A 22731-nucleotide genomic window follows, 5' to 3' on the forward strand; every position below is an offset into this window, starting at 1 on the left:
CAAGGGCCTAAATCACGATATTCATCACAAAATAGCCTTTGATCTGGGTTTAAGGGTAGATTCTTAGTATTTCAACATACAAAAAAGACAGGTCGTGTTGCAGTAAGTGCGCGAATGCACACTTACTGCAACACGACCTGTCTTTTTTGTATGTTGCTCGTTGGACAATTTAATATCTAAAATTTAGAGGTTACGATGAAGCTCAGGTAGAGAATCAGCTAGATGTTTAGCCAGAAAGGTTTGGATTACGAGGTCATATTGCATTGGATTCCAACCATAGGCACCACAGTGCACTTTGGCGTCAGCAAAGTAGGTTTCAAGGGGTGCTCCGTATGCCATTGCTTCAGCCTTGAGCTGGTGGGCGTGCTCTATTGGGATGAGATTGTCTCCAGATGAATGGATTAAGAGTATTGGTATAGGATGGTATTGTAAGATTTTTTTTGAGCGCTGTTTCCAACGTTTAAAACTGGTGTCAGGCCGGGCGATTACAGTGAAGCCGTAACGGAGCCGGAAAACAATACGGCTCATGCCGACGATGCTCCAGGCCAGCAGGGTTACCAGTAGCTGTGGCAGAGGCAGGCGCGGATAGCGCAACAGCCATTCATCAACCAGTCGAAAGGCGACCAGGCGGCGCAGGATATCGTCTGAGCGCGCGTAAGGGCTATCGGCAATAATAGCCACAACATCAGGATGCGGTGTGGTCAGGAGCGCAACCGCCGCTCCCATAGAAAACCCATGGATAATGATTTTGCCCGGCAGGGTCTCTGGCTGGTGGCTGGCAACATAGATCGCAGCCTCCATATCGCGTACCTCAGCATTTCCCGCGGTGGTCATCACGCTCTCGCTGTCCCGTGTCCACGAAAATCGAAGAAGAGGACGTTGTAGCCACGCGAATATTCCAGTTGCGCCACCGGGCGCAGGTGAGAGCGAGAGATGCGATAACCATGACAGAGAATGATGGTTGGCGCAAGCACCGGCTGCGCCCAGAAATCCCCGCACAGTAAAGTCCCATCAGAGGCCTTGAAGAGTAACGAACGCTGCGCCAGTTGCGGAGGTTCTTCAAGCAGTGATTGAGGCATACCCCACTCCAGGGCAGAGTCGGGCAGGGGGATATGCGGACGCGAAAATTCTTGTACAAAGAAGTGCGCTACAAGTGCCAATCCGCTGGTTACAGTAAGCCCCAGGAGGCTTGCTGTGCTTGTTGCGAGTCCTAAAGCCCATCGATGTTGCCCAGCCATAGACAAACTCCTCTCCTTGTAGTAATGATCAAGCTGGATCACCGATCAACATACAAATGCCAACCGAACACAAGAAGGCGGAGTGAAGAAGTGGAGGGTCTCCAGTTCTTCACTACACGAAATAGCAGGGCAGGACGCCGCATTCTCCATCCTCAAAAACAGTATCGCCCGGATATTGCTCATTTAGACGGAGGCTAGTAATTTTAGTTCTTCGTTGACACTGATGTTAGCGATTGCATCTTCTGATCAGGGGTGCCACCTCCAATCATATCTGCTACTATTTTACCTGAACTCATGACTCCAGGTAAACCCGCACCGGGGTGAGTTCCTGCTCCCGTGAAGTAGAGGTTGGGAATATCTTCACTAATATTGTGTGGCCGGAACCAGGCAGACTGCGTCAGAATTGGTTCGACGGAGAAGGCGCTACCGAGATAACTATTGAGTTCATCGCGGAAATGGAGCGGATCGATGTAGTGCTCGGTGACGATATGTTTGGACAGATCGGGCATATAATGCTCTTCCAGATACTGCACAATGGAGTCGCGGTAAGGTTTAGCGGTTGTGGTCCAGTCGGTACCACTTCCCAGATGAGGAACAGGTGATAGTACATACCAGGCATCATGTCCCTCAGGTGCCAATGACGGATCGGTGGCTGTTGGACGGTGCAGATAAAGTGAGAAATCCCTGGCCAGTACTTTGCGCTTAAAGATGTCGTCCAATAATCCCTTGTAGCGCGGTCCCATCAGAATTTCATGGTGAGCTATGTTCTCATACTTGCGGTCAGTGCCGAAGTAGAGCACAAAAAGTGACATAGAATATTGCATACGTTTAAGCTTATGATCAGTGTTTTTCTGGCGAAAGCGCTCCTGGATCAGATGCATATATGTAAAGGCCACATCCGCATTGCTCACCACGATCTGGGCCGGGAAAAACTCACCATCACGGGTACGCACACCTTCAGCCCGCTTATTCTGCTCATTAATGACAATCTCGCTCACCTCGCGGTCCAGGTAGATCTGGCCACCCATATCCTCAAATAATTTGACCAGGGCGCGCACCAGTGCTCCTGTGCCCCCATGGCAAACCAGACCCCGAAACGTTGCTCCAGGGTGTGAATTAATGCATAGATCGAGGTACTCTGGAAAGGATTACCGCCGATCAAGAGTGGATGGAAGCTAAAGACCTGGCGCAGGCGCTCATCTTTAATATACTGGTTAACAAAGCTGGCGACTGATTTCTGAGACTGCAAACGTACCAGATCGGGCAATACTTTAGCCATTGAGCCAAAGGTGGTGAAGGGCTGGTCGATCAACTCAAAACCAGTTTTAAAGATCTTCTCGCCAGCATGGGCAAAACGCAAATAACCTTCAACATCAGAAGGATTGAACTCGCGAATCTGGCTCAGCAGTTGTTCACGATCGGCATTATAACGAAAAATTGAGCCATCTTCAAAACGAATATTATAAAAAGGATCTATGGGTATAATTTTGACATAGTCTTCGGTCTTTTTTCCGCACAACTCAAAGAGATCATGGATAAGCCAGGGAGCGGTAATAATGGTTGGACCACCGTCAAAGGTAAAACCATCCTGCTCATAGACATATGCCCTTCCACCCGGCTTGTCACGCTTCTCAAGCATAGTGACATGATGTCCCTGCGCTTGCAAGCGGATCGCCGCCGTCAAACCACCAAAGCCACTGCCAATCACCGTAATATTCATAAGCTGCTCCTCATCATAGCTGATGGTCATGTGTATCTGTTCAGGTAGGTTGCTGCGTGCAGGAATCAGAGGACACTGGAATAAATCCCAGGGGTTTACTACTCTATCTTTCCCAGATAGGAAATAATACGCTACTCTCGACACGCTCTACCCACTTCTATCTGTAGTTGGTAACGATTAAGTACGCTCACGACACATAAAGGTCCTATTCTGTCGTTGGAAGCACTATAGTGACGCCCAGGGCCAGTGAAGAGGGTAGGCTCAACCTGAACAAAACTCAAGAATAGTATACAGGTATGCATGGCATAAATAGAAAAGCCGCACTTGCCTCGGTATGATACAATGTTAGCACTTAGAGAGATATTGTAAAAAATACACTAAGTCACAGCGCGCACGGAAGAAAAGGAGTTGTTATGAATCGTCGTGCCCCTAGTCTACATCCGGGATTGATGACAGATATGTACCATCCAGACTCAGCATACGTCTCATGGCGGACAGGTCAGAATGGACTGACCACCTTTGATCTCTATACGCGAAAAGCTCCTTTCGGAGGGGGCTATTTGCTCGTTGCTGGCCTCGAGGCTGCGATAGAGTTCGCCCAATCGTTTCGGTATACAGATGATGAGCTAAAGTTTCTGGCCCATATTCGAGATTATGATGCGGCTTTTCTCGATGACCTGTCCAGGCTCCGTTTTACTGGAGAGATTCTGGCGATGCCTGAAGGTAGCATTGCGTTTCCTCATGAACCTATTTTGCGGGTGACTGCACCATTTCGTGAGGCGCTCCTGTTAGAAGCGGGTCTACTGCAAGCAATTGGACTTTCAACTTTGATCGCGACTAAAGCTTCTCGTATCGTTTACGCAGCCGAGCAAGGGCACCCTCGGCGCATCTCTGAATTTGCTTTTCGGCGCGCACAGGAACCAATGACAGTGGCACGCGCTTCGTATATTGGCGGTTGTTCAAGTACATCTTTGCTAAACGCAGCCTATGAATATCGTTTACCCGCCACAGGTACAGTTCCGCACGCATTGATTGAGATGTATCCTACTGAACAAGAGGCATTTGAGGCGGTGGCCGAGGCATATAATCGCTATACGCTCTTGCTCGATACCTATGATGCGCGGCGGGCCATCCATACAGCTATTGAGGTAGGATTACGCTCACAGGAGACACTAGGACATACACTGGCAGCAGTACGGCTGGATAGTGGAGATCTGGTGGCCGATACGATTTATGTGCGGGAACAATTGGATAAAGCCGGCCTGCAAAATGTGCGCATCCTGGCCAGTGGAGATCTGGATGAGTGGAAGATTCAGGAATTGTTACAGGCCGGGCGGCAATCGATTCGTTCGGAGTTGGTACTGCGCTGGGCAGTGGAGCTGGCTCTATTGAACACAACGCAGAAGGTGGTTCGCTAGGTACGGTCTACAAAGAAGCCTGGTATGTCGATGAGATTGGCACTGAATATCCTAAAATTAAAATTGCTGGCGCCAAGAGTACGTGGCCAGGAAAAAAAGAGATCTATCGCCATCCCGACTGGAAAGAAGATGTTATCCAGCTGGCCCACGAACCCAGACCCGATAATTATCACCGCCTGCTCAAACCAGTCGTACGCAATGGTGAAGTTGTACCTGGTAGCCTGCCCCCGCTCTCAGAGATTCGCGAACTGGCCCAGTATAACCTGAGCCTCTTGCCTGAGCGTTATCGACAGCTCAGCGTTACAGATCCATACCCTGTTCGCTTCAGCGAAGGTATCCAATCACTACGCAAGCAAGCCTTTGAGCTGGTCGGAGGATCAGGATTAAATGGTAATGGTTTCTAAAAAGAAGCTTTATGCGTGCCAGCCTGGCACGCATAAAGCTTCTTTTTAGGTATAGTTACAGGATGTGCACAAATGCGCACATCCTGTAACTATACCTGACTTTTTTTGACAATGTATCTGATCCTTATGATCTCTGCAATCTTCACACCTGAGTTTGCGCGCCTTCGGCGCGAAAGTGTTATCTTCTGTGGTGCAAAAAAAGTGCGCTGGCGCACTTTTTTTGCACCACAGAAGATAACAGGTGCGGGTGCGCCAACGCACGCCCGCATACGCTGGTATCTCTGGCAGCCTATGTACCTGATGGCATGCTTTGTTCGTTACAAAAAGTAGGTCAAAAAAATCTATAGATAAGGCTTTACTTGTGACAGATACAAACATGCAGTATTCAACATCTTCAGATATGACTCCCGAGCAGCCAGAAAGCGCGACCAGTACCCAGGTCGTCATCTGGACACCTCCATTTATCGTCCTCTTTAGCGCCTTGATCGGCTTTGGGCTTGGCATTGCCAGTCTGCTAACCTTCATCTGGTTGAATAGCGGCCTCTACTCAGTAGAGCGCATAGGCATGATCTATAGCGTAGTACTCCTGGTCATCTGGCTGGTAATACTTATTACCGCGCATTCCTGGTGGATACGTGGTGGTGCCTTGTTTGGAATTATCTGGGCCACTTGCACTTTTGGGCAGTTCTGGCTGAGCAGCCATGGGGTAAGCTCACAGGACCCGCTGACCATCCAGATGCATACCGCTACGGCCAGTTCCTTACTCGCCAGTGCGCTCTGCCTCTCAATAGGTCGTACACGCCTGAAATCATGGGATGCGATCCTGCTCTGGCTACTACTCCTGCTCTTCTGCGCCTACCTGGCCTACGGCTACCTCAAAGTACCCGCTGGAACCAGTTTAATCTTATTTATTGAAGGTAGGATCGCATACTGGGCACTCATACTCAGTGTTGCCATCTGGTGGCTACGTCCTTCTTGCTGGCGAGATCAGCCCGGACCAACCATACTATTCGGCTTGGCCTCAATCCTGCTCTTTTTCCTGAATAAAGCCAGTACTCTGACCACCGAACAGAATGTCTTTTTCTTGCAAGTATTCTTCCTTTTCCTCTTGCTAGGAGCCGTAAGGATTCTACAACGCGAGCGACGTATACATATCCAGCAACGATAAATAAGCTACGCATATGCGACAAACAGTGGCACATATGCGTAGCTTATTTATTGCGCGCTAAATTCTTTAATTGAGGCCATAGAGATTATATCTGGATACCATGCAAAACCAGGATGATCAAGAGCGCACTCAGAGCATTATTTAGCAGGTGTAAGAAGAAGCCAGGCCAGTAAGAGTTCGTCAACAAACGTAGCAGCGCCAGGGCAATCCCAATGCAAAAGAGGACCGGTAATGAGGCCGGGTCACCATGGGCCACCCCAAAGATCAAAGCACTCATGATCGATCAGCTACCGCTGGCTGCATGCCATTCTTGAGCCCCATGAATGAGAAACTCCGGAAAAAGATCTCCTCACAAAAAGGTGCGATAAATACAGCGGTAAAGAGCGAGGCATAGGTGGTGATAGGCTCGATCTTCGCACGTTGTAATACAACCTGATCATTGGTCTGCAAGTTCAAGTGAAAGGTTGTAATGAGGTAAGAATACCCCTGATTAAGCAAAATGATTACGACCAGAGAACCAAGCACAAGCAAGATTGCCAGGCCAACATTGAAGCGGCGAAAGCCCAGCATCTGCCAGACTGAACGCTGATCAGATATGGCACTTTGCCTGTGACGTCGAGCATAAAAGAACGGGGCAATCAAAAAAGCGCTATACACAACCAGCGAAAAAATGAGCGTAACCACCGCATTGGCGATATCTGCCTGTGGATTGAGAGGTTTAGTAGACTGACTTGCAGTACTTGTACTAAAGAGAGAGCTTACTATCGTAAAGGCAATCCAGGGGATAAGGGTAAAAAAAATACCATTAAAGGTTTGTTTAGTAGTCCAGGGGACATTGTCAAACTTCTGTTTAAGCAAGAGCTTACTCCGGTTTTTTCATAATCAATTATACCATTACACCTCCCACTCTGTCTGTAGTCAGACCCCTATTACTACAGAAAAGATATGGTATACTAGGTGCAAACCATCGTTTTCACATATAGCACGTCGCATATAGTTAGGAAGGATACCTGGTTGGCAGGGACAATCGAAACAAATCCAGAAGAAAATTCCAACTGGCGTAAGCACAAAAATGCTTGTCCATTTTATCGGGAACGTTGGTTCCCATGCAACGATGTAGCAGGCGAACCAATGTATCAGGTGTTCTGTCTTAAAGGCACCCCGCCTGAAACCATTGAGGAACAGGAAAAATGTTTCCGTAGTAAGTCTTGTTGCTGGCGTCTCAGCAAAAAAAGAAAACAGTCTCAGCATGCCGCGGCCGAAGAACCAGTCACAGCGGCTCGAGCAGCTTCACATTAAACGCATCAGGCATATATTCGATCGCCGATATCAATCCACGATCCACGTCCACCCGGACGCATACATCCAATCCTGATCCTGGGCGCACACAACAATCTACAGAACTTGAGCAATCTAATAGAACGGCTGAATAAAGATACCGCTCATCCTCGCTATATACGCGATCTCCTTCATCCCCCTCATCTATATATGGTGCCTTGCTTTGCGAGGCGATATATGATGTCGCTGTGGCATGCAGGGAAACTATTAATAGAGACGGATTGAAAAAGGAGACCGGAGAACGACTTCTACCTGGAAGTCATTCCCCGGTCTCTTTTTGTGTGGCAAATGCGCGCTATTTAGCGCTCGCTGGAGTTGTAGACGTAATCCTGCAGAACATCATTGTATTCAAAAAGCTCTTCAGGCTTGAAGAAGCGAGGTACCTCTATCAGGGCCGTCTCCAGGGAGTCAGAGCAGTGGATCAAGTTGTCCTGCATGCTCATAGAGAACTCACCACGAATGGTGCCAGGAGTAGCCTCACGTGAGTTGGTAACACCAGCCAGCAAACGGACGACGTCCACACATTTATAGCCTTCAACACAGATCGCGACCACAGGGGTGCGCTGCATAAAGGATTTCACCTCTGGAAAGAATGGGCGGCTAACCAGATGGCTATAGTGCTCATTCAACAATTCGCTTGAAAGGCTCATCAGCTTCAAGCCAACCAGCTTAAGGCCTTTGCGCTCCAGGCGAGAAATAATTTCACCGACGAGATCTCTTTGTACCGCATCGGGTTTTAGCAAAATTAAAGTACGTTCCATAACGTTACAGAAACTCCTTGTAATATATTAATAACTGGCAACCAATTGGATCAGCTGCCGGCAGGCTTTTTTCATCTCTACGCGTACACGCCCAAGATTTCCTGAGCCCTGTGTTGTAACAATGAGGATCAGGTCACCTGCTTCTTCCATTTGGATTGTACCAGCTTTTGTCTCGACAATCACGTGCCTTGCCTCACTATTATGTACCTGGGCAGTTAAATCGCCAATGGAGCCAAAAGCGGCTGCAGCCATTGCACCAATAACTTCCTCGTCATCACTATGTAGTATACCAGAGACAATCAGGCCATCTTTCCCAACAAGAATCGCATCATGTACCTCTTCGAGTTCGGTTAAACGTTGCAGGATGGTTTCCACTTAAAGACTCCTTCTCTTTATGGATGATGTGCCACACATCTCCGTTTTTAGCCCTTCGCCTTCTTGGCCATTGTCAGCGCCTTATTATACGCTTCCATCGCCTGTAAGTACTCTCCCTGCCGCATATACGCATCACCCAGGACACGATAGCCAGCAGAGTAGTTAGGAGCAAGCTTCAACAAAGCACGGACATTACTTACAACCTCACCAAGCAATTCAGGAGCGTTTCTGATAATTACACGATATTCTTGCATCGCGTTATCAAAATCCCCGATTAATTGAGCCTGGTAGCCTCTAATCAGACGCTCACGATGGCTCACATTGCCGCCGCTATCAGCAACCCGTTGCCCAGCTCTTTCACCTGCTCGATTGCGATTCCCAGTGGGAATACCTGTTTCACGGACTGCCGCACGCTGTTGCATCGGCTGTAGACGTACAGCCGGTCGCTTCATTGTAGTCTCTAGTCCACTATCCAACAAGGGATTCATGCGGGCAGTTGGCATGGGCTCGGCTGCTTCACGATTCAATGGCTGGAAAGGTGTTTCAGCAGGCAACGGTGGTGTAGCAGGTGGCTCGACAGGTGCATTCATCACTGGCTGCTCGGCAATAACAGGCGACTGTATAACTTCTTCAACAGGCTGCTCTGGGATCTGAGCAGCCGCAGCGGGAGCGATTGGCACCGCACCCAAAGCAGCTAGCCAGGATGGCTCAGCAGCTGGAGCCTGAGGCTGCCAGGAAGCTGGAGCCTGGGGCTCATCAGCCAGTGGTTCAACAGAAGCTGGTTCCGCTGGCCGAGGGAAGAAATTCCCTAATTCTGCCAATGCCGATGATAGGGATGGTTCGGGCTTTTCTACCTGTTGCTTATTATCAGCAACAACATCCAGTGGAGACTCTGGAAGCTGGGGTTCTTCCTGGGACTGCGCAATGCTGGCCAGAGAATTGGGTTCCAACGGAGTAAAACCGTGTGAAAGCAGCTTTTGCTCTAATTCCTCCAGGGTTGTAACCAGATTTTGTTCGTTCTCCGCTTGCTGGCTCTCTGGCTGCACAATCGGCTTACTTGCGAGCTCCTCTTCTGGTTGAGCCGGGGTCGACGCGCGCTGATTACCACCGGCCAGTTGCGCCAGCCAATCATAGTCAATGTTCTGCGACTGCATCTGCTGATTCAGCATGGCCCAGGGATCTTCCACTGCCGGTTGCTCCGGCTCTGGTCTTTCAATAGATAAGCTCTCTCGTGGCTGTTCTGGCTCCTCAGAGCTCAACGCATGAGAAGGGATCCCTTGCCACGCCTGATCGGGCTGCGGAGCTGATGTCTCAGGTGTAGGTGTCGCATATGCGGCGGCCCAATCATCATATCCCGTATTGGAAGCCTGATTAGATGCATTGGAGCTACTCTGGCTTAATTGCTGCATCCAGGAGGGCTGCTCAGATGTCTCAGGCTCACGCGTGGGCTGTGAAGAAGACCAGTAGTCTTGATTCTCAACTGGCTGCTGAAGTTGCTGAGACGGCGCATAGGCCGCCTGCCAGGCAGCCCAGGGATCATTCTCAGAGGGTGCATTCTGTGACTCCTCTGCCAACTGATTCAAGGCAGATTCACCTGGCTGGGAAACCGAAGGCTGGCTTTGTACTTGCTCCCATACTGAGTTCGCTTCCGGCTGCTCCTCAACCTGTGGTTGCTCCCAGGAAGGACTACTATTCTTCTTTTTCGCCTGTGAGGGCGATTCTAATAACCAGGAAGGATCATAGAAGGCCTGAGCTTTTGGTTGCTCAATCGCTGGCTCTGGCTGGCTCCAGGAGGCGCCGCTGCTCTTCCGCGAGGAAGGCTGCTCCGCCACCTGTTCCCATGAGGGACTACTACTGGCTCTGGGTTGCTCTACAGGTTGTTCCCGCAGGGCGCCACTATTCTTTTGATTTTGTACCGACGCTTCAGGAGAAGCCAGTCCGGAATGCTGCTCCCATGAGGCACCGCTGGATTTCTGTGCCGCTGGCTGCTCCCATGAAGCGCCACTGGATCTCTGCGCTGGAGCTTGCTCCCATGAGGCACCGCTGGATTTCTGCGCTGCGGGCTGCTGTTCTGCTAATTCAGAGAAATTATAAGCGCCCGTGCCATCCAGGGATGCCGCGCCAAGAGATTTCAACCAATCAGGACCAAAGAATGACTCCTCTTCAGAGTCACCATCGCCATCAGATTGCAGGCCGGGTGAAAGAACTGATGCGGATTCAGCAATCGTCGATGGTTTCACAGCAGGCTGAGCAGGAGCAGGAGGGGCCACAGGTGGCTCCGGCTCTGCTTGAGGCTGTGGAACAGGGCCAGCGCTAAAAGGTTCAGCTGCGACAGGCGGATTCTCCACGGACGGTGTCACTGATTCCGGCTGATCCTGCATCGGTTGGCGCTCATTCCGGGTTAACATATTTAACCAGGCAGGAACTGCAGCGTTATTCTTCGACCCTTCAGGTATGTCAAACGACCACGACTGATCTGGTTCCTGTGAAAAACGGTCATCAGCAGGTAAGCCTGTATCCTGAGTGTCGGGTATGGCAGTTTCAGAGGCTTCAAGACCAGAACCACCCAGCCAGGGAGTCGCATTAGGATCAGCCAGCCCGGGATCTGAAGCCTGCTTGACTGTTTCAGGGCTAATACTATGCAGAGCATTCTGTAGCAGTTGCCAGGGTTCAGCCGGATCAGATTGGTCGCTGGCAGCCGCAGCTTGCGGCTGCGCGGGTGAATTGCCCATAGCACCCCAGGACTCCCCTCCCCAGGAAGAGGTGCCACTATTCGAAATGCCTGCGCCACCAGGTGTCAGATCTCCAGACATCCAGGATGGCAGGGACGAAGCATCAGCCTGCGCAGGAGTCTGATTTGAGCGTGGCTTTACCAATGTCTCGTCATTGTTCCAGGCTGCGTTACTTCCCCATCCAGCCAGGGCATTAGAAGAAACCGAGCCGCCAGCCACACTTGACGACGTGAAAGCATTCGCAGTTTGAGAGGCCGTTGTTTTCGCAGCGGCATCAGCTGCGCCAAGCGTGGCAGGAGCTTTGCTCAACAATTTCAAGAAAGGATCACCAGCGCGATTGGCCAGGTGATCAGCAAATAAATCATGCGCCATCACCAGATCGGGGTCAAAAGCTTCAACCTGCTTTACAAGCTCTTTTGAGCGCAACATATCCTGTGGAGCAGTTACATAGGCAAGCAATAATAACGCTTTAATACATCCCGGCACATCTTGAAGGATCTGTTCAGCGAGCTGGGCGGCCCGATCATTGAGACCCTGACGCCAGTAAACTTCCAGCAAACCGGTTCGTGCATCCAGGCGATCTGGAGACATAGCAAGCACCATATCCCATTCCTGGGAAGCCTGGCTTAGCAGGTCACCACGCATATAGAGGCGAGCCAGGCCAGCACGCGAGAACATAAAGCCCTGCTGCCCCGCCTTCTCACTCAATTGATTAAATGCCTGGCGAATCTGCCCATTGCCCCGACTCAACTCATATGCCTGCTGATAACAGTCCAAAGCCGTATCGTAATCGGACATCTGCTCGCTCACAAGAGCACGACTACAATAGGCAACCACATTTTCAGGATCGTTGGTCAATACCCAATCAAAAGCCTGCTGCGCATCTTCCAGCTTGCCTTGAGCCAGATATACCTCACCAAGAAGACGCTGCGCCTCAAGCGATTCCGGAAAAAAGGCCAGAACGTACTGACAACTGGCAAGAGCTTCATCGACGCGTTTCGAACTAATCGCGTCCTCAATCTCTTGCAAATAATCACGAAGCGTTATTTGTGCCATAAAACTTGGTCTCCTCTTCCCGCCTATGCACCTGCGAGCAATTTTTCGAAATAGTTAGCTCGGTGGAGCGGCTCTGGCCCGATAATTGCCAGACGACGCCACTCAGGAGCAAAGCAGTTCCGCGCTACACGCTGTATATCCTCAACAGTGACAGCATCCACCTTTGCAATTACCTCGTCCACGTTCCACACGCGGTTATAGAGGCATTCCTGACTTCCCAACCAGGAAGCCATTTGCTGAGTTCCTTCTAAACCGAGTAGAATGCCACCTCGAACATATGCTTTGATCCGCTGCAACTCATCTAATGGCACAGGCTCCTGGCACAATTTGGTAAGTTCGGCAATAATAGCACGAATGGCCGGAGCCGCCCGTGATGGGTCAACGCCCGCACTTACCACCAGGCTCCCGGTTTCATAGTAACTATTGACATAACTTCCAATATCATAGGCCAGGCCCTGATCTTCCCGAATGGATTGGAAAAGGCGAGAGCTCATGCCATCACCAAGGATACCATTAATAAGCAACATAGGATAATAGTCCGAGGAAGCATACGCAGTTCCAAGTGTCGCCAAACAAATATTTGTCTGCTCTGTATCTTTTTGAATCATACGTACGGAAGGAACACCACGGGGAGGAAAACTCTCGCTCCAGAGAGGATGGTCTGCGGGTTCCCAGTCGCTAAACAACTGTTTTACCTGCTCAATAACCTGCTCATGGTCTATATTGCCCGCAACACTGAGCACCAGGGAATTCGGTCGATAATAAGTGCTCAAATAATCCAGCATCTGCTGGCGCTGTATGCGCGAAACAACCTCCACCGAGCCAGCGTCATCACGTCCTAGCGGGAGGCCTGGCCACATTGCCTCGTCAACTAAAAGGTTGACCCACTCCTGTGGATCATCCTGGGTAGAGCTCAGTTCCTCAATAATAACGCCACGCTCTTTCTCTACTTCCATAGGATCAAAAAGCGGGCGTCGAATCATATCAGCCATGGCCTGTAGCACCACCGATACATATTCACCGGGTACACGGGCCGTATAGTTTGTAAGCTCTTTGCCTGTGCTCCCATTGAAATTACCCCCCACCCCTTCGATCGCATCCGAAATGGCCTTTGCGCTTGGATACTGTTGAGAACCCTTGAAAAGCATATGCTCAATAAAATGGGAAACACCAGAAATAGCATCTGGCTCATAGCGAGAACCTACATTAAAAAAGAAAGCGATACTCGCAGAGCGCATACCAGGCATATGAGTGGTAAGTAGGCGTAGTCCGTTATTTAGTGTTGTTCGCACGTAATTCATTCGATAATTGGGCACAGAGCCTCATTCATACGTGGAAAGAGTGCCCCGATCTCCTTATAGTACCTGATCAAAAAAATACTGATACAAATTCCGACAGTTTAGCTGTTCTTCAATTTCCTGCACACAAATTTAGTTTACTCGCAGGTATTATAGACGGTTTAGCAGGCTGCCGCAACAGAAAACAGACGGAATAGGAAGAAAAGCCGGAAGTTTCAGTATCGAATCAACCAGCACAAATGAGCACGTCAGAAGCGGTGCGAACAGTGTGGATGGAGTGACAATAAACAGTTCACTCCATCCCAGAGGGGAGATTAAATCAGGCCGATATCATCAGCCAGTCTGCCCAGGCCGCCCAACATTCCATCATCCTCATCACGGCGATGATGGTGATGATGACCACCAAAGCCAATATTGTCTTCAATTTGATTTTCGACACCATGCATCAACATCTCGCCGCCCAGCACTGCCGCGGCACCACCCAATGCTCCCATGGCAAATTTGCCGCCATTCCCCTGCAAGAAACCACCGATACCTGCTTGCTGACCCTGCATAGGAATATTCGTAGGCGTCGGCACAATACCTGCCAGGCTAGTACGGCAATTGACACAGTTTGTTGAACCAATTGGGGCCATCGCCATACAGGTCGGACAGCGCAATCCCATAGGTGTCTGCCCACCATCGGCTGTGCCTGATAGCCAGCCTGCCCATAGGGTTGCCCATATGGCTGGGGCTGCTGTTGATATGGCTGTTGTTGTGGATAGGGCTGCTGTTGATATGTAGGAGCAGGAGCATATTGGCCAGACTGGCTACCCAGTGGTGCACCACAACCACCACAAAAACTCATATCAGCCGCGTTCAATCGACCACACTGCCTGCATTGCAGACCGGCAGCCTGGGACACCTGAGCTGGCGCATTCATATTATGTCCGCATTGTGTGCAAAACGCACTTCCCAGTGCTACTTGCGTATGGCATGCTGGACAGGGCCGCGTTGTCGGTGGGGGTGGAGTCACCGGGGCCGCAGCAGCCTTTAACGAGGTACCACAATGCATGCAAAACGACGCATCTGAACGCACCTCACTCTGACATTGGGGACAATGCCGGGCAACAGCTGTTGCTGGCTGCACAGCATTCCCACACTCGGGACAAAATTTCTTACCGGTTACTGTTGTTCCACAGAATGCACACGTCGTCATTCCGCGCCTGCCTTTCGCAACATGAAACATTAATATCTGCTACATATATATGTAAACGCAGTGTAACATAGTTTCTTCAATTCGTCGAGCCACACATGATAATTCTGGACAACAACACTCCGCCCCCTGCGCCGGCGGCGAGAGAAGGGCGGAGTGTTGGGACCTCTGCTGAAACTATTCAGCTAACAGCTCATTGATTTTTGCCTCAATTGTATTGGCAGCAGGATAGAAGTTCTGCTCTTCAATTCCGCTATAAGGCGAGGGTGGAGCGGGCACAGCTGATAAGAAGGCCGGCGTGCCATCCAGATCATAGAAGCAGTTCTGGACTATCCAGGAATGGAGATGACGACCAAAACTGGTCAGGTCGATCTCTTCTGTCACTACCATCACACGATTGGCCTCTTTGACGGCGGCCGCAACGGCAACCTCATCAAAAGGTGCCAGGGTTCGCAGGTCTACGACCTCAATACTGACCCCTTCGCGCCTGACGATATTAACCGCAGCCGTACAAGCCTCCAGTACCATCGTGCCCCAGGCGATAATCGCGATGCTCAAAGGCCCTTTACCAAAGCGCAAACGCCTGGCTTTACCAATTGGGAGTGTGTAGTAGCCCTCGGGCACATTCCAGTATTCAGCCATCTCAGGAATAATCTTGCCTTCTGCATCCTTTGGTGGTTCTGAGCGATAGAGGCGTCCTCGCTCCAGGAAAACTACCGGGGACTGCGCGCGGGCCGCTTCCAACAGGAGACCCTTGGCATCAAATGGTGAGGCTGGACAGACAGTAATCATACCCGGAATATTGGTAAACCATTGTTCACCCGTATTGGAGTGTCCATAGGCACCGCCACCCGCGGTACTACTAGAGATGGGGCCACCACCACCACTACCAGATTTGGTACGGATCAGCAACGGAGAATTCCAATTACCGTTGGTCTGATAGGGGATACGTGCAGCCAGGCGAATGGTCTGGGTTGCCGACTGATGATAGTCCACAAATTGGATCTCGGCACAGCGGGCTTTGCCATCGCGCAGACCAGCACCGGAGGCGATACCGACAATCATCTGCTCATTGAGCGGACTACTAATTGCCCGGCCAGGAAATTGTTTGACCAGGGAAGCGGTTGCGCCAAAGACGCCCCCCTTGGGGCTCCCTACATCCTGTCCGTAAACAAAGAAGCCGGGATCGCGCTGCGCTAGTTCAACCAGGGCCTCATTAATCGCCCCCAGCATCGTCAGCGTGCGCCGGTTTCCACGAGGGGCATTCTCACGCCACTCAGGAATATTTATTACGTGATCAAGCACCCGATCAGGGGTTGGCTCTGGCTCTTTCAGCACTTCTTGCTCGACGCGCTCAAGATGAGCACGAATCTCTTTCCGTGTACGCTCGATATCCGCATCTTGTAATAACCCCTGCTCAACCAGCCAACGACCAAAATTCTTTACGGAATCTTTGGTCGCTGTAGTTTGTTCAATCTCTTCCTTTGTACGGTATGAGCGAATATCGGTGCTACTTGAATGTGCATCCAAAAGACCGAGGCGCAAATGCATAAGGGCAGGTCCCTGGCCCGAACGAATGTGCTGCACCAGGCGGCAAGCCGCTTCATAGGTCGCAATCACGTCCGTGCCATCGACCTCTTCGGCATAGACATTACCTGCATTTGCCCAATCTACCAGCGAACCAGACCATTGATTTCCACCGGGCTGAGTAATAGCCCAACCATTATCTTCAACAACCATCAAAATAGGAAGACGATGAATGCCAGCCTGTCGGAACAATACATTAAAATCATTTGTCGCAGCCCCACCGTCACCGGTGGAACATAAAATTAAAGCGTCACTTTTGTCCTGTTTAAGGGAAAAACCAACACCACCAGCAAATGGACAGAGCCCAGCAACCTCACTTACGGTGGGAGAATCTGGTACTGCTTACTGGCATAATGCGCTGGCATATTGCGGCCGGCATTCATTGGCCCGGTTACACGCGAATAAGCCTCACGCAAAGGCCCATACACATCACCGGTCCGTTGTAACCAGGCACCTAAATCGCGATAATATAAAGCGAGCCAATCATTTTCATTCAGAGCCGCAACTACCGCAGCCATCACCTCATGCCCGGCGCAGCCTATGTAAAAAGGGAATCTCCCCTGCGTCTTGCGTGTTTTCAGTAAGTCATTGATGACTCTGGCGGTGACCATTGTGCGATAAAGTGTAACGACATCCAGCGGCCTTGCTGGAGTCTCGGCTTCTGTAGCTCGAAGGTTCGTTGTCATTTTTGTACTAATGCCTCCACATATTTGTCTGCGTTGACGCTGTAGGCTTCATCGATACTCCTAATATAATAAATCACACCACCATTATAATGGTTGATGGCTTTGAAAAGCAATGATCGCATCTTTTTTCTCTATTCTACAAGCAGAGAAAAAAAACAGGAAAAAGGCTTTTCCGGAGGGATGGGAAAGCACCTACTAGACATTCTCTCTGGTTGAGCACTATAATGTGTCTAACTATTTTTTTCATCGGAACATGTCTCACCAGCGAAATACTGGTTGATGGCAGAGAAGGTCATGGGCACCCAAAGAGATGTATCAGTAAATGACGAGCACAGCTCCATCTTCGGCAGTTTTACGGGATCTCTACACAAAGATGCTCTTAACTCGCATCGTGGATGATTGCACCTGGAGGTTGTATGCACAAGGGTACATCGATTTTGTTACCAGCAGCCGTGGACATGAAGCAGCACAGGTAGGCAGCGCAGTCTGCATTGAGGTTGGGCAAGATTTCACATTACCCTATTATCGAGACCTCGGGGTGGTCCTGACCATTGGCATGACTCCCTACGAGGTTTTTCGGACGTGCTTGCATTTCCAACGTCAACAGCAAAAGGGTCAAAAGGGAAGTTCAGAGCCGTCTTTCCAACATTGGGGCTATCAAAAACATAATACAATTACTGGCCCCACCCCGGTCGCTACCCAGTTGCTCCATGCCGCTGGCATCGCTTTTGCCAGTAAACTTCGTAAGGCCGCGGTCGTCACGATTGCATATTGCGGCGATGATGCCACAAAGGAACCAGATTTTGCAGAAGGGATGCAGTTTGCCTCCCAACATGCACTGCCCGTGATTTTTATCTGTGAACAGGATTGTACCCAGATCTGGGGTACAGATAGCTTTGCCACCTCGCTACCCCCTCTTGCCTGCCAAAAAACGCGCTACCCGCAGGTGTCGCCTATCAAAGAATCGATGGCACAGACGTTGTCGCTGTCTACACTGCGATGCGCCAGGCAATGCAACATGCACGCGAGGGACATGGCCCGACATTTCTGGAAATGGCGATTACCCGCTCTCAACCGGCTGTACTACTTCCTTATGGTAGGGATCTCTCCAATGTGGTACAGTATGCGCCTCCCCAGTCCAATGCAGGAAAGCTCTTTGATCCTCTGGTGCGATGTCAGCACATTCTACAAGAGCAAGGCATATGGGATGAAGAATGGGCCGCCCAACTTTCCACACGCATGATGACCGAAGTAGAGCGCGCACTCCAAAATGCACTGCGCGACACACTCCAGTCAAAATGAGAAAGCCGAGCAGAGGATATGACATTTTCACGCCTGGAAAGCATTGATTTGCGACATCTTACAACCAATCAGCCTTTTTGCGCCGGGGTCATTCTACTGCAGGAGGGTCAACTGGTGGTAAGGCTCAATGCCGACCACCTTCCGTCACCAAAGGGAAATCAGACGGCCGCATATCGGGTCAGGGGTATGGGTGGGGATCAGAGGCTGGGAGAGACTATCTGGGAGTGCGCTCTACGTGAAGCCTGGGAAAAACTTAAGGTCGAGATCCAGTTGCTGCCATCACCTTCAACCTATTTCCATGAACTGGATACCGGTGAACAATATCTAGTTAAATCAACCGATACCACGCCTCCTTTTCTGCTTGAACGCCAGAGTAATTTATATCCTTATACGCCTTTACGTCCCGGACTCCCTACGGGTCCTTATACTTATTACTGCTTATTTTTAGCCCGCCCATCCCAACCAATTACACAGCCCGGAACAACCGAGGCGCTGTTGCTCATTCGACCTGAACTCTGGCCCGCCTTACTGCAACAGCCTACGCTAGAGAGTCTATTGCAGCAGGGGGTCACTATTATTGAGCAACAAGAGATTCCTCGCCAGCGTCAACTCTGGGTGCCCTCGTGGGAATCTTTGGCTCAAGCTGCAGCGCTGCTACAAAAACATTCTGACTTATTACACTGATCCCTGGAGCACATCTCTTCATTTTTAACTACTAGCAGGTTGAAGAGATGTGCTCCTCGTGCCTCAGCCAATCAACTTAACGAAAACGGCGAGTTTTTGATATAATGAAACATATATATATCTCCTCGCTTCGTTATAGGCAGATATATATCCATGTAATATACACCAATTATATAAAGTTGCCTGCTTCAGATAAGCATAAAGATAGTGGTGTCAATCATTTTTACGAGGAAGTATTGAGTTATGCAACATCCTTTACCGGGTCAAATTTTGTATGGCGGTGATTATAATCCAGAACAGTGGTCAGAGGACGTTTGGCTGGAAGATATGCGCTTGATGAAGCTGGCCAACGTCAATATGGTCTCGATAAATATTTTCTCCTGGACCTTGCTTGAGCCGAAGCCAGGCCACTATCATTTTGAGCAATTAGATCGCATTATGGATCTCTTGCATGAGCATGGTATTGCGGCGGACCTGGCGACCGCGACAGCTTCTCCCCCAACCTGGATGAGTCGTCTCTATCCATCGATGCTGCCGGTGACCCGCGAAGGGGTACGCATGACTCATGGATCGCGCCAGCACTATTGTCCCAATAGCCCCGATTTCAGGCGCAAGAGTTCCGAACTGGTACAATGCCTGGCTGAGCGCTATGCTAAACATCCCGCTTTAAAAATGTGGCACCTCAACAATGAATATGGCTGCCATACTGGACAGTGCTATTGCGATAACTGTGCCGAGGCCTTCCGCGTCTGGCTACAGGATCGCTATGAGTCACTGGAAGCGGTCAATGAAGCCTGGGGAACCAATTTCTGGAGCCAGCGCTACTATGAGTGGGCAGACATCTTGCCACCACGTCTCAGCCCGGCCCAGAATAATCCAGGCCAAACCCTCGACTACTGGCGCTTTATGAATGATTCATTGCTCGGCTGCTACCGCATTGAGGAAGATATTCTGCGCGCGGTCACACCAGATGTCCCCCTGACGACTAATTTGATGGTAGCCTTTAAGCCGGTGGATGTCTATGACTGGGCCAAACACATGGATATCGTCTCTTTTGATATGTACCCGGCGCCAGGCACCGAACCAGCATGGAATGCGCTGCACCACGATCTGATGCGCTCCGCCAAATCCGGTCATCCACACCTGGTGATGGAGCAGAGTCCGAGCCAGGTCAACTGGCAGCCCCGGAATCCACATAAACGTCCCGGCCAGATGCGCCTGCACTCACTACAAGGTGTCGCGCACGGAGCGGATGGTATCCTGTTCTTCCAGTGGCGACAATCCAAAGCAGGCGCGGAAAAGTTCCATAGTGCCGTGGTTACCCATGAGAGTAACGAGCACAATCGTATCTTCCAGCAGGCTGCTCAGGTGGGGGCCGAGCTGGCAAAACTCTCATCCACGGTAGCCGGGGCCAGCACACAATCCGAGGTAGCCATCCTGCTGGATTGGGATAACTGGTGGGCAGTCGAATATCTACCAGGGCCCAGCGATCGACTGAACTATATGGAGATCGTAGGCCGCTATTACCATGCCTTCCACCAGCAGAATATCGGCATCGATATCGTCAAACCGGAGAGCGACCTGAGCAAATATAAAGTGGTGGTGGCACCATTGCTATATATGCTGCGCCCGGGCGTCAGCGAAAACCTGGAACATTTTGTCTCTCAGGGAGGCACACTGCTGACCTCCTTCTTTAGCGGCATCGTTGACGAAAAGGATCATGTATTCCTGGGTGGCTATCCTGGTGGACTACGCAAACTGCTGGGCATCCACGTCGAAGAGTTTGATCCTCTGACACCTGCCATGACCAATAAACTGGTCGTCAAAGAAGGCAACCTGAGCGGCACCTATCCCAGCGAAGTGTGGGGGAGCTGGTGCACCTGGAAGGAGCTCAAGCCCTGGGCACCTTTGGCGAGGATTACTACGCTAACCAGGCCGCGCTCACCGTCAACAAGTTTGGCACTGGCTACGCTTACTACCTGGCCACCCAGAGCAGCCAGGATTTTCTCAACAAATTGGCCACTGAGATCTGCCGGCAAACAAATGTCCAGCCATTGTTGCCTATCGATAGCAATATCGAGGTTACCCGTCGGATTACCTCCAATGGGGAGAGTGTCTACTTCTTGTTGAACCACCAGCAACAGGCCCGCCAGGTCACACTTCCTAAAGGCTCAACGTACACCTCACTGCTGGATGGCGCTACGGTCAAAGATCAGCTGACCATTCCGGCCATGGATGCGGTTGTCCTGCAGGCACAATAAGCCATTCGTAAACTATAAGAAAGGAGCCAGGTAGTGGGGCGCCCCACTACCTGGCTCCTTTCTTGCTATTAACTTTAAGATTCAAAGGAACTAAAAAGATTATTAAGGGACTCGGCGAGAGTGGGATGGGCAAAGACACCATCACGCAGCACGGTGTAGGGAAGCTTGCCAAGCATAGCGATCTCGAGCATCGACATGATTTCGCCGCCCTCTAAGCCCAGGATACAGGCTCCAATGATCTGGTCGTTATCGGCATCGACAATAGCCTTCATGACACCACGCGACTCATCGACTTCCAGGGCACGGGCGACATAGCTCATGGGCATTTTAGCAATTTTGATATGCCGTCCCTGCTGGCGAGCCTCGGTTTCGGTAATACCAACCCGGCCCAGTTGGGGATCAATAAAGACTGTATAGAGCAGGAGTCGGTTAGCGATGCTGGCATTGCCGTGTTCAATCAGGTTGGTGCGCAAGATGCGGAAATCATCGTAGGATATGTGGGTGAAAGCAGGCCCACCTTTAACATCGCCCAGGGCATAGATACCAGGAACACTGGTTTCAAGCCGATCATTCACCTGGATATAGCCTCTTTGATCGGTTTTAATAGCGGCAGCTTCCAGATGGAGTGCATCAGAATTGGGAATACGGCCAGCAGCGGCCAGCAGGTGCGAGCCAGTAAGGGTACGCTCGCCTTCAGAAGTGCGTACCGTCAATTGGATCTGTCCATCCGCGGTCTTTGCCGCTTTGAGCGCCGAGGTTTCTAACAGAACCTCAATACCATCCTCACGCAGAATCTTAGTGACTTCTTGCGCAATATCAGTATCCTCGCGCGTCAATAATTGTTTACCCCGCTGGATAATAGTCACCCGGCTCCCAAAGCGCCGAAACATCTGGCCAAACTCCAATCCAACATAGCCACCACCCAGGACCAGCAAATGCTGCGGAACCTGGTCCAGTTCCATGATGGTCGTTGAGTTCAGGTAAGGAACCTGCTCCACGCCCTCAATACGAGGCGGTGCTGGACGCTCGCCAACGTTGAGACAGATTGTTTCGGCGCTCAACTGGCGTACCTCACCGGTGCGCAAACGGACCTCAATGACCTTAGGAGCCACAAAATAGGCCTCACCCATCAACAGGTCTACATTCTCTGAATGCTCCAGGCGACTCTGACTGCCACCGCGAAAGCTCTCAACGATATCACGCTTACGCTTGCGCACAACCGTCATATCCACAGTAACGGGTCCGCCAGTCTCAACGCCATAATCAGCGGCCCGCCTGGTTAAATAAGCGACACGAGCACTGGCCACCATAGTTTTTGTGGGAGTACACCCTTCATTAATACAGGTTCCACCTACATGCTCACGCTCGATGATTGCTGTCTTCTTCCCAGCCTGCCCAAATGCCGTCGCCAGGGGTCCCCAGCCTGGCCAGATCCAATAATAATTACATCATATGCTGTTACAGTTGGCATTCCGTTTTACTCCTCTATCCAATAAATATCACAATAG

General features: G+C 50.7%; 19 protein-coding genes and 5 pseudogenes. 9 read left to right on the plus strand and 15 right to left on the minus strand.

Features of this window, described 5'->3' with window-relative positions; genetic code table 11:
- Nucleotides 1–183 precede the first annotated feature (183 nt).
- The 3 genes and pseudogenes from EL645_RS02040 to EL645_RS45180 form a co-directional block, all read right to left on the minus strand.
- Complete coding sequence (locus EL645_RS02040) at nt 184–834, minus strand: alpha/beta hydrolase (RefSeq protein WP_371865626.1); 651 nt, start codon at nt 832–834, stop codon at nt 184–186.
- Nucleotides 834–1238, minus strand: a complete 405-nt coding sequence (locus tag EL645_RS42230; protein WP_246035249.1) for an alpha/beta hydrolase family protein — start codon at nt 1236–1238, stop codon at nt 834–836. Before EL645_RS42230 ends, EL645_RS02040 begins: the two co-directional genes overlap by 1 nt.
- Before the next feature lie 203 nt (nt 1239–1441).
- Nucleotides 1442–2958, minus strand: a pseudogene (locus EL645_RS45180) (phytoene desaturase).
- 413 nt (nt 2959–3371) lie between these two features.
- On the opposite strand from EL645_RS45180, the gene pncB reads away from it, so the two are divergent.
- From pncB to EL645_RS02060, 3 genes are all read left to right on the plus strand, one after another.
- Nucleotides 3372–4376, plus strand: coding sequence for a nicotinate phosphoribosyltransferase (gene pncB / locus EL645_RS02050; protein ID WP_126548497.1), 1005 nt, complete (start codon nt 3372–3374; stop codon nt 4374–4376).
- Nucleotides 4262–4780: a beta/alpha barrel domain-containing protein gene (locus tag EL645_RS02055; RefSeq protein ID WP_126548498.1), complete on the plus strand. Its 519-nt coding sequence runs from the start codon at nt 4262–4264 to the stop codon at nt 4778–4780. Before pncB ends, EL645_RS02055 begins: the two co-directional genes overlap by 115 nt.
- Before the next feature lie 361 nt (nt 4781–5141).
- Complete coding sequence (locus EL645_RS02060; protein WP_136625152.1) at nt 5142–5948, plus strand: hypothetical protein; 807 nt, start codon at nt 5142–5144, stop codon at nt 5946–5948.
- Nucleotides 5949–6033: 85 nt separating this feature from the next.
- Here the strand turns inward: EL645_RS02060 and EL645_RS02065 are convergent, their stop codons facing one another.
- Both EL645_RS02065 and EL645_RS02070 read right to left on the minus strand, forming a co-directional pair.
- Nucleotides 6034–6225: a CPBP family glutamic-type intramembrane protease gene (locus tag EL645_RS02065; protein ID WP_126548500.1), complete on the minus strand. Its 192-nt coding sequence runs from the start codon at nt 6223–6225 to the stop codon at nt 6034–6036.
- Complete coding sequence (locus EL645_RS02070) at nt 6222–6806, minus strand: hypothetical protein (protein WP_126548501.1); 585 nt, start codon at nt 6804–6806, stop codon at nt 6222–6224. Before EL645_RS02070 ends, EL645_RS02065 begins: the two co-directional genes overlap by 4 nt.
- A 156-nt stretch (nt 6807–6962) precedes the next feature.
- Between EL645_RS02070 and EL645_RS02075 the strand changes: the two genes are divergently transcribed.
- Entirely contained in the window at nt 6963–7247 is a 285-nt protein-coding gene (locus tag EL645_RS02075) for a hypothetical protein (RefSeq protein ID WP_126548502.1), read from the plus strand.
- A 338-nt stretch (nt 7248–7585) separates the two neighbouring features.
- Here EL645_RS02075 and ndk read toward each other — a convergent pair whose 3' ends face one another.
- The 9 genes and pseudogenes from ndk to EL645_RS43785 all read right to left on the minus strand — a co-directional run bounded on the left by ndk (nt 7586) and on the right by EL645_RS43785 (nt 16976).
- Nucleotides 7586–8047: a nucleoside-diphosphate kinase gene (ndk, locus tag EL645_RS02080; protein WP_126548503.1), complete on the minus strand. Its 462-nt coding sequence runs from the start codon at nt 8045–8047 to the stop codon at nt 7586–7588.
- Between the two features lie 27 nt (nt 8048–8074).
- Nucleotides 8075–8422 carry a roadblock/LC7 domain-containing protein gene (locus EL645_RS02085; protein WP_126548504.1) on the minus strand — a complete coding sequence of 116 codons (348 nt, stop codon included), beginning with the start codon at nt 8420–8422 and terminating at the stop codon, nt 8075–8077.
- Between the two features lie 47 nt (nt 8423–8469).
- Nucleotides 8470–12210: a tetratricopeptide repeat protein gene (locus EL645_RS02090; protein ID WP_126548505.1), complete on the minus strand. Its 3741-nt coding sequence runs from the start codon at nt 12208–12210 to the stop codon at nt 8470–8472.
- Nucleotides 12211–12233: 23 nt separating this feature from the next.
- Complete coding sequence (locus EL645_RS02095) at nt 12234–13502, minus strand: M16 family metallopeptidase (protein WP_161977037.1); 1269 nt, start codon at nt 13500–13502, stop codon at nt 12234–12236.
- 320 nt (nt 13503–13822) lie between these two features.
- Complete coding sequence (locus EL645_RS42235) at nt 13823–14173, minus strand: hypothetical protein (protein WP_246035250.1); 351 nt, start codon at nt 14171–14173, stop codon at nt 13823–13825.
- A gap of 275 nt (nt 14174–14448) precedes the next feature.
- Nucleotides 14449–14736 (minus strand): annotated as a pseudogene (locus EL645_RS45185) (double zinc ribbon domain-containing protein); the annotation flags it as partial.
- A 144-nt stretch (nt 14737–14880) separates the two neighbouring features.
- Nucleotides 14881–15936 (minus strand): alpha-ketoacid dehydrogenase subunit beta, encoded by a 1056-nt coding sequence (locus EL645_RS02110; protein WP_246035501.1) that lies wholly within the window; start codon nt 15934–15936, stop codon nt 14881–14883.
- A 90-nt stretch (nt 15937–16026) separates the two neighbouring features.
- A pseudogene (locus EL645_RS43780) lies at nt 16027–16578 on the minus strand (thiamine pyrophosphate-dependent enzyme); the annotation flags it as partial.
- Nucleotides 16579–16607: 29 nt separating this feature from the next.
- Nucleotides 16608–16976 carry a thiamine pyrophosphate-dependent enzyme gene (locus EL645_RS43785; RefSeq protein ID WP_126548510.1) on the minus strand — a complete coding sequence of 123 codons (369 nt, stop codon included), beginning with the start codon at nt 16974–16976 and terminating at the stop codon, nt 16608–16610.
- Nucleotides 16977–17349: 373 nt separating this feature from the next.
- On the opposite strand from EL645_RS43785, the pseudogene EL645_RS45190 reads away from it, so the two are divergent.
- The 5 genes and pseudogenes from EL645_RS45190 to EL645_RS39000 form a co-directional block, all read left to right on the plus strand.
- Nucleotides 17350–17826 (plus strand): annotated as a pseudogene (locus EL645_RS45190) (thiamine pyrophosphate-dependent enzyme); the annotation flags it as partial.
- 113 nt (nt 17827–17939) lie between these two features.
- Complete coding sequence (locus EL645_RS45195; RefSeq protein ID WP_371865711.1) at nt 17940–18278, plus strand: thiamine pyrophosphate-dependent enzyme; 339 nt, start codon at nt 17940–17942, stop codon at nt 18276–18278.
- Between the two features lie 18 nt (nt 18279–18296).
- Nucleotides 18297–18962 carry an NUDIX hydrolase gene (locus EL645_RS02125; RefSeq protein ID WP_126548512.1) on the plus strand — a complete coding sequence of 222 codons (666 nt, stop codon included), beginning with the start codon at nt 18297–18299 and terminating at the stop codon, nt 18960–18962.
- A gap of 336 nt (nt 18963–19298) precedes the next feature.
- Nucleotides 19299–20950 (plus strand): annotated as a pseudogene (locus EL645_RS02130) (beta-galactosidase); the annotation flags it as partial.
- A gap of 135 nt (nt 20951–21085) precedes the next feature.
- Nucleotides 21086–21223: a Beta-galactosidase C-terminal domain gene (locus tag EL645_RS39000; RefSeq protein ID WP_246035251.1), complete on the plus strand. Its 138-nt coding sequence runs from the start codon at nt 21086–21088 to the stop codon at nt 21221–21223.
- A gap of 74 nt (nt 21224–21297) precedes the next feature.
- Here the strand turns inward: EL645_RS39000 and EL645_RS02140 are convergent, their stop codons facing one another.
- Nucleotides 21298–22656 carry a mercuric reductase gene (locus EL645_RS02140; protein ID WP_307720569.1) on the minus strand — a complete coding sequence of 453 codons (1359 nt, stop codon included), beginning with the start codon at nt 22654–22656 and terminating at the stop codon, nt 21298–21300.
- Between the last annotated feature and the right edge of the window lie 75 nt (nt 22657–22731).

It is taken from the genome of Dictyobacter kobayashii (assembly GCF_003967555.1).
Taxonomy (GTDB): domain Bacteria; phylum Chloroflexota; class Ktedonobacteria; order Ktedonobacterales; family Ktedonobacteraceae; genus Dictyobacter; species Dictyobacter kobayashii.

Excerpts from the sequence above, each read along its gene's own strand:
- EL645_RS02040 (WP_371865626.1), bottom strand. The coding sequence starts at position 834 with ATGACCACCGCGGGAAATGCTGAGGTACGCGATATGGAGGCTGCGATC.
- EL645_RS42230 (WP_246035249.1), bottom strand. The coding sequence starts at position 1,238 with ATGGCTGGGCAACATCGATGGGCTTTAGGACTCGCAACAAGCACAGCA.
- pncB (WP_126548497.1), top strand. The coding sequence starts at position 3,372 with ATGAATCGTCGTGCCCCTAGTCTACATCCGGGATTGATGACAGATATG.
- EL645_RS02065 (WP_126548500.1), bottom strand. The coding sequence starts at position 6,225 with ATGAGTGCTTTGATCTTTGGGGTGGCCCATGGTGACCCGGCCTCATTA.
- ndk (WP_126548503.1), bottom strand. The coding sequence starts at position 8,047 with ATGGAACGTACTTTAATTTTGCTAAAACCCGATGCGGTACAAAGAGAT.
- EL645_RS02090 (WP_126548505.1), bottom strand. The coding sequence starts at position 12,210 with ATGGCACAAATAACGCTTCGTGATTATTTGCAAGAGATTGAGGACGCG.
- EL645_RS42235 (WP_246035250.1), bottom strand. The coding sequence starts at position 14,173 with ATGGGATTGCGCTGTCCGACCTGTATGGCGATGGCCCCAATTGGTTCA.
- EL645_RS02110 (WP_246035501.1), bottom strand. The coding sequence starts at position 15,936 with ATGCTGGGGGCGATTAATGAGGCCCTGGTTGAACTAGCGCAGCGCGAT.
- EL645_RS43785 (WP_126548510.1), bottom strand. The coding sequence starts at position 16,976 with ATGACAACGAACCTTCGAGCTACAGAAGCCGAGACTCCAGCAAGGCCG.
- EL645_RS02125 (WP_126548512.1), top strand. The coding sequence starts at position 18,297 with ATGACATTTTCACGCCTGGAAAGCATTGATTTGCGACATCTTACAACC.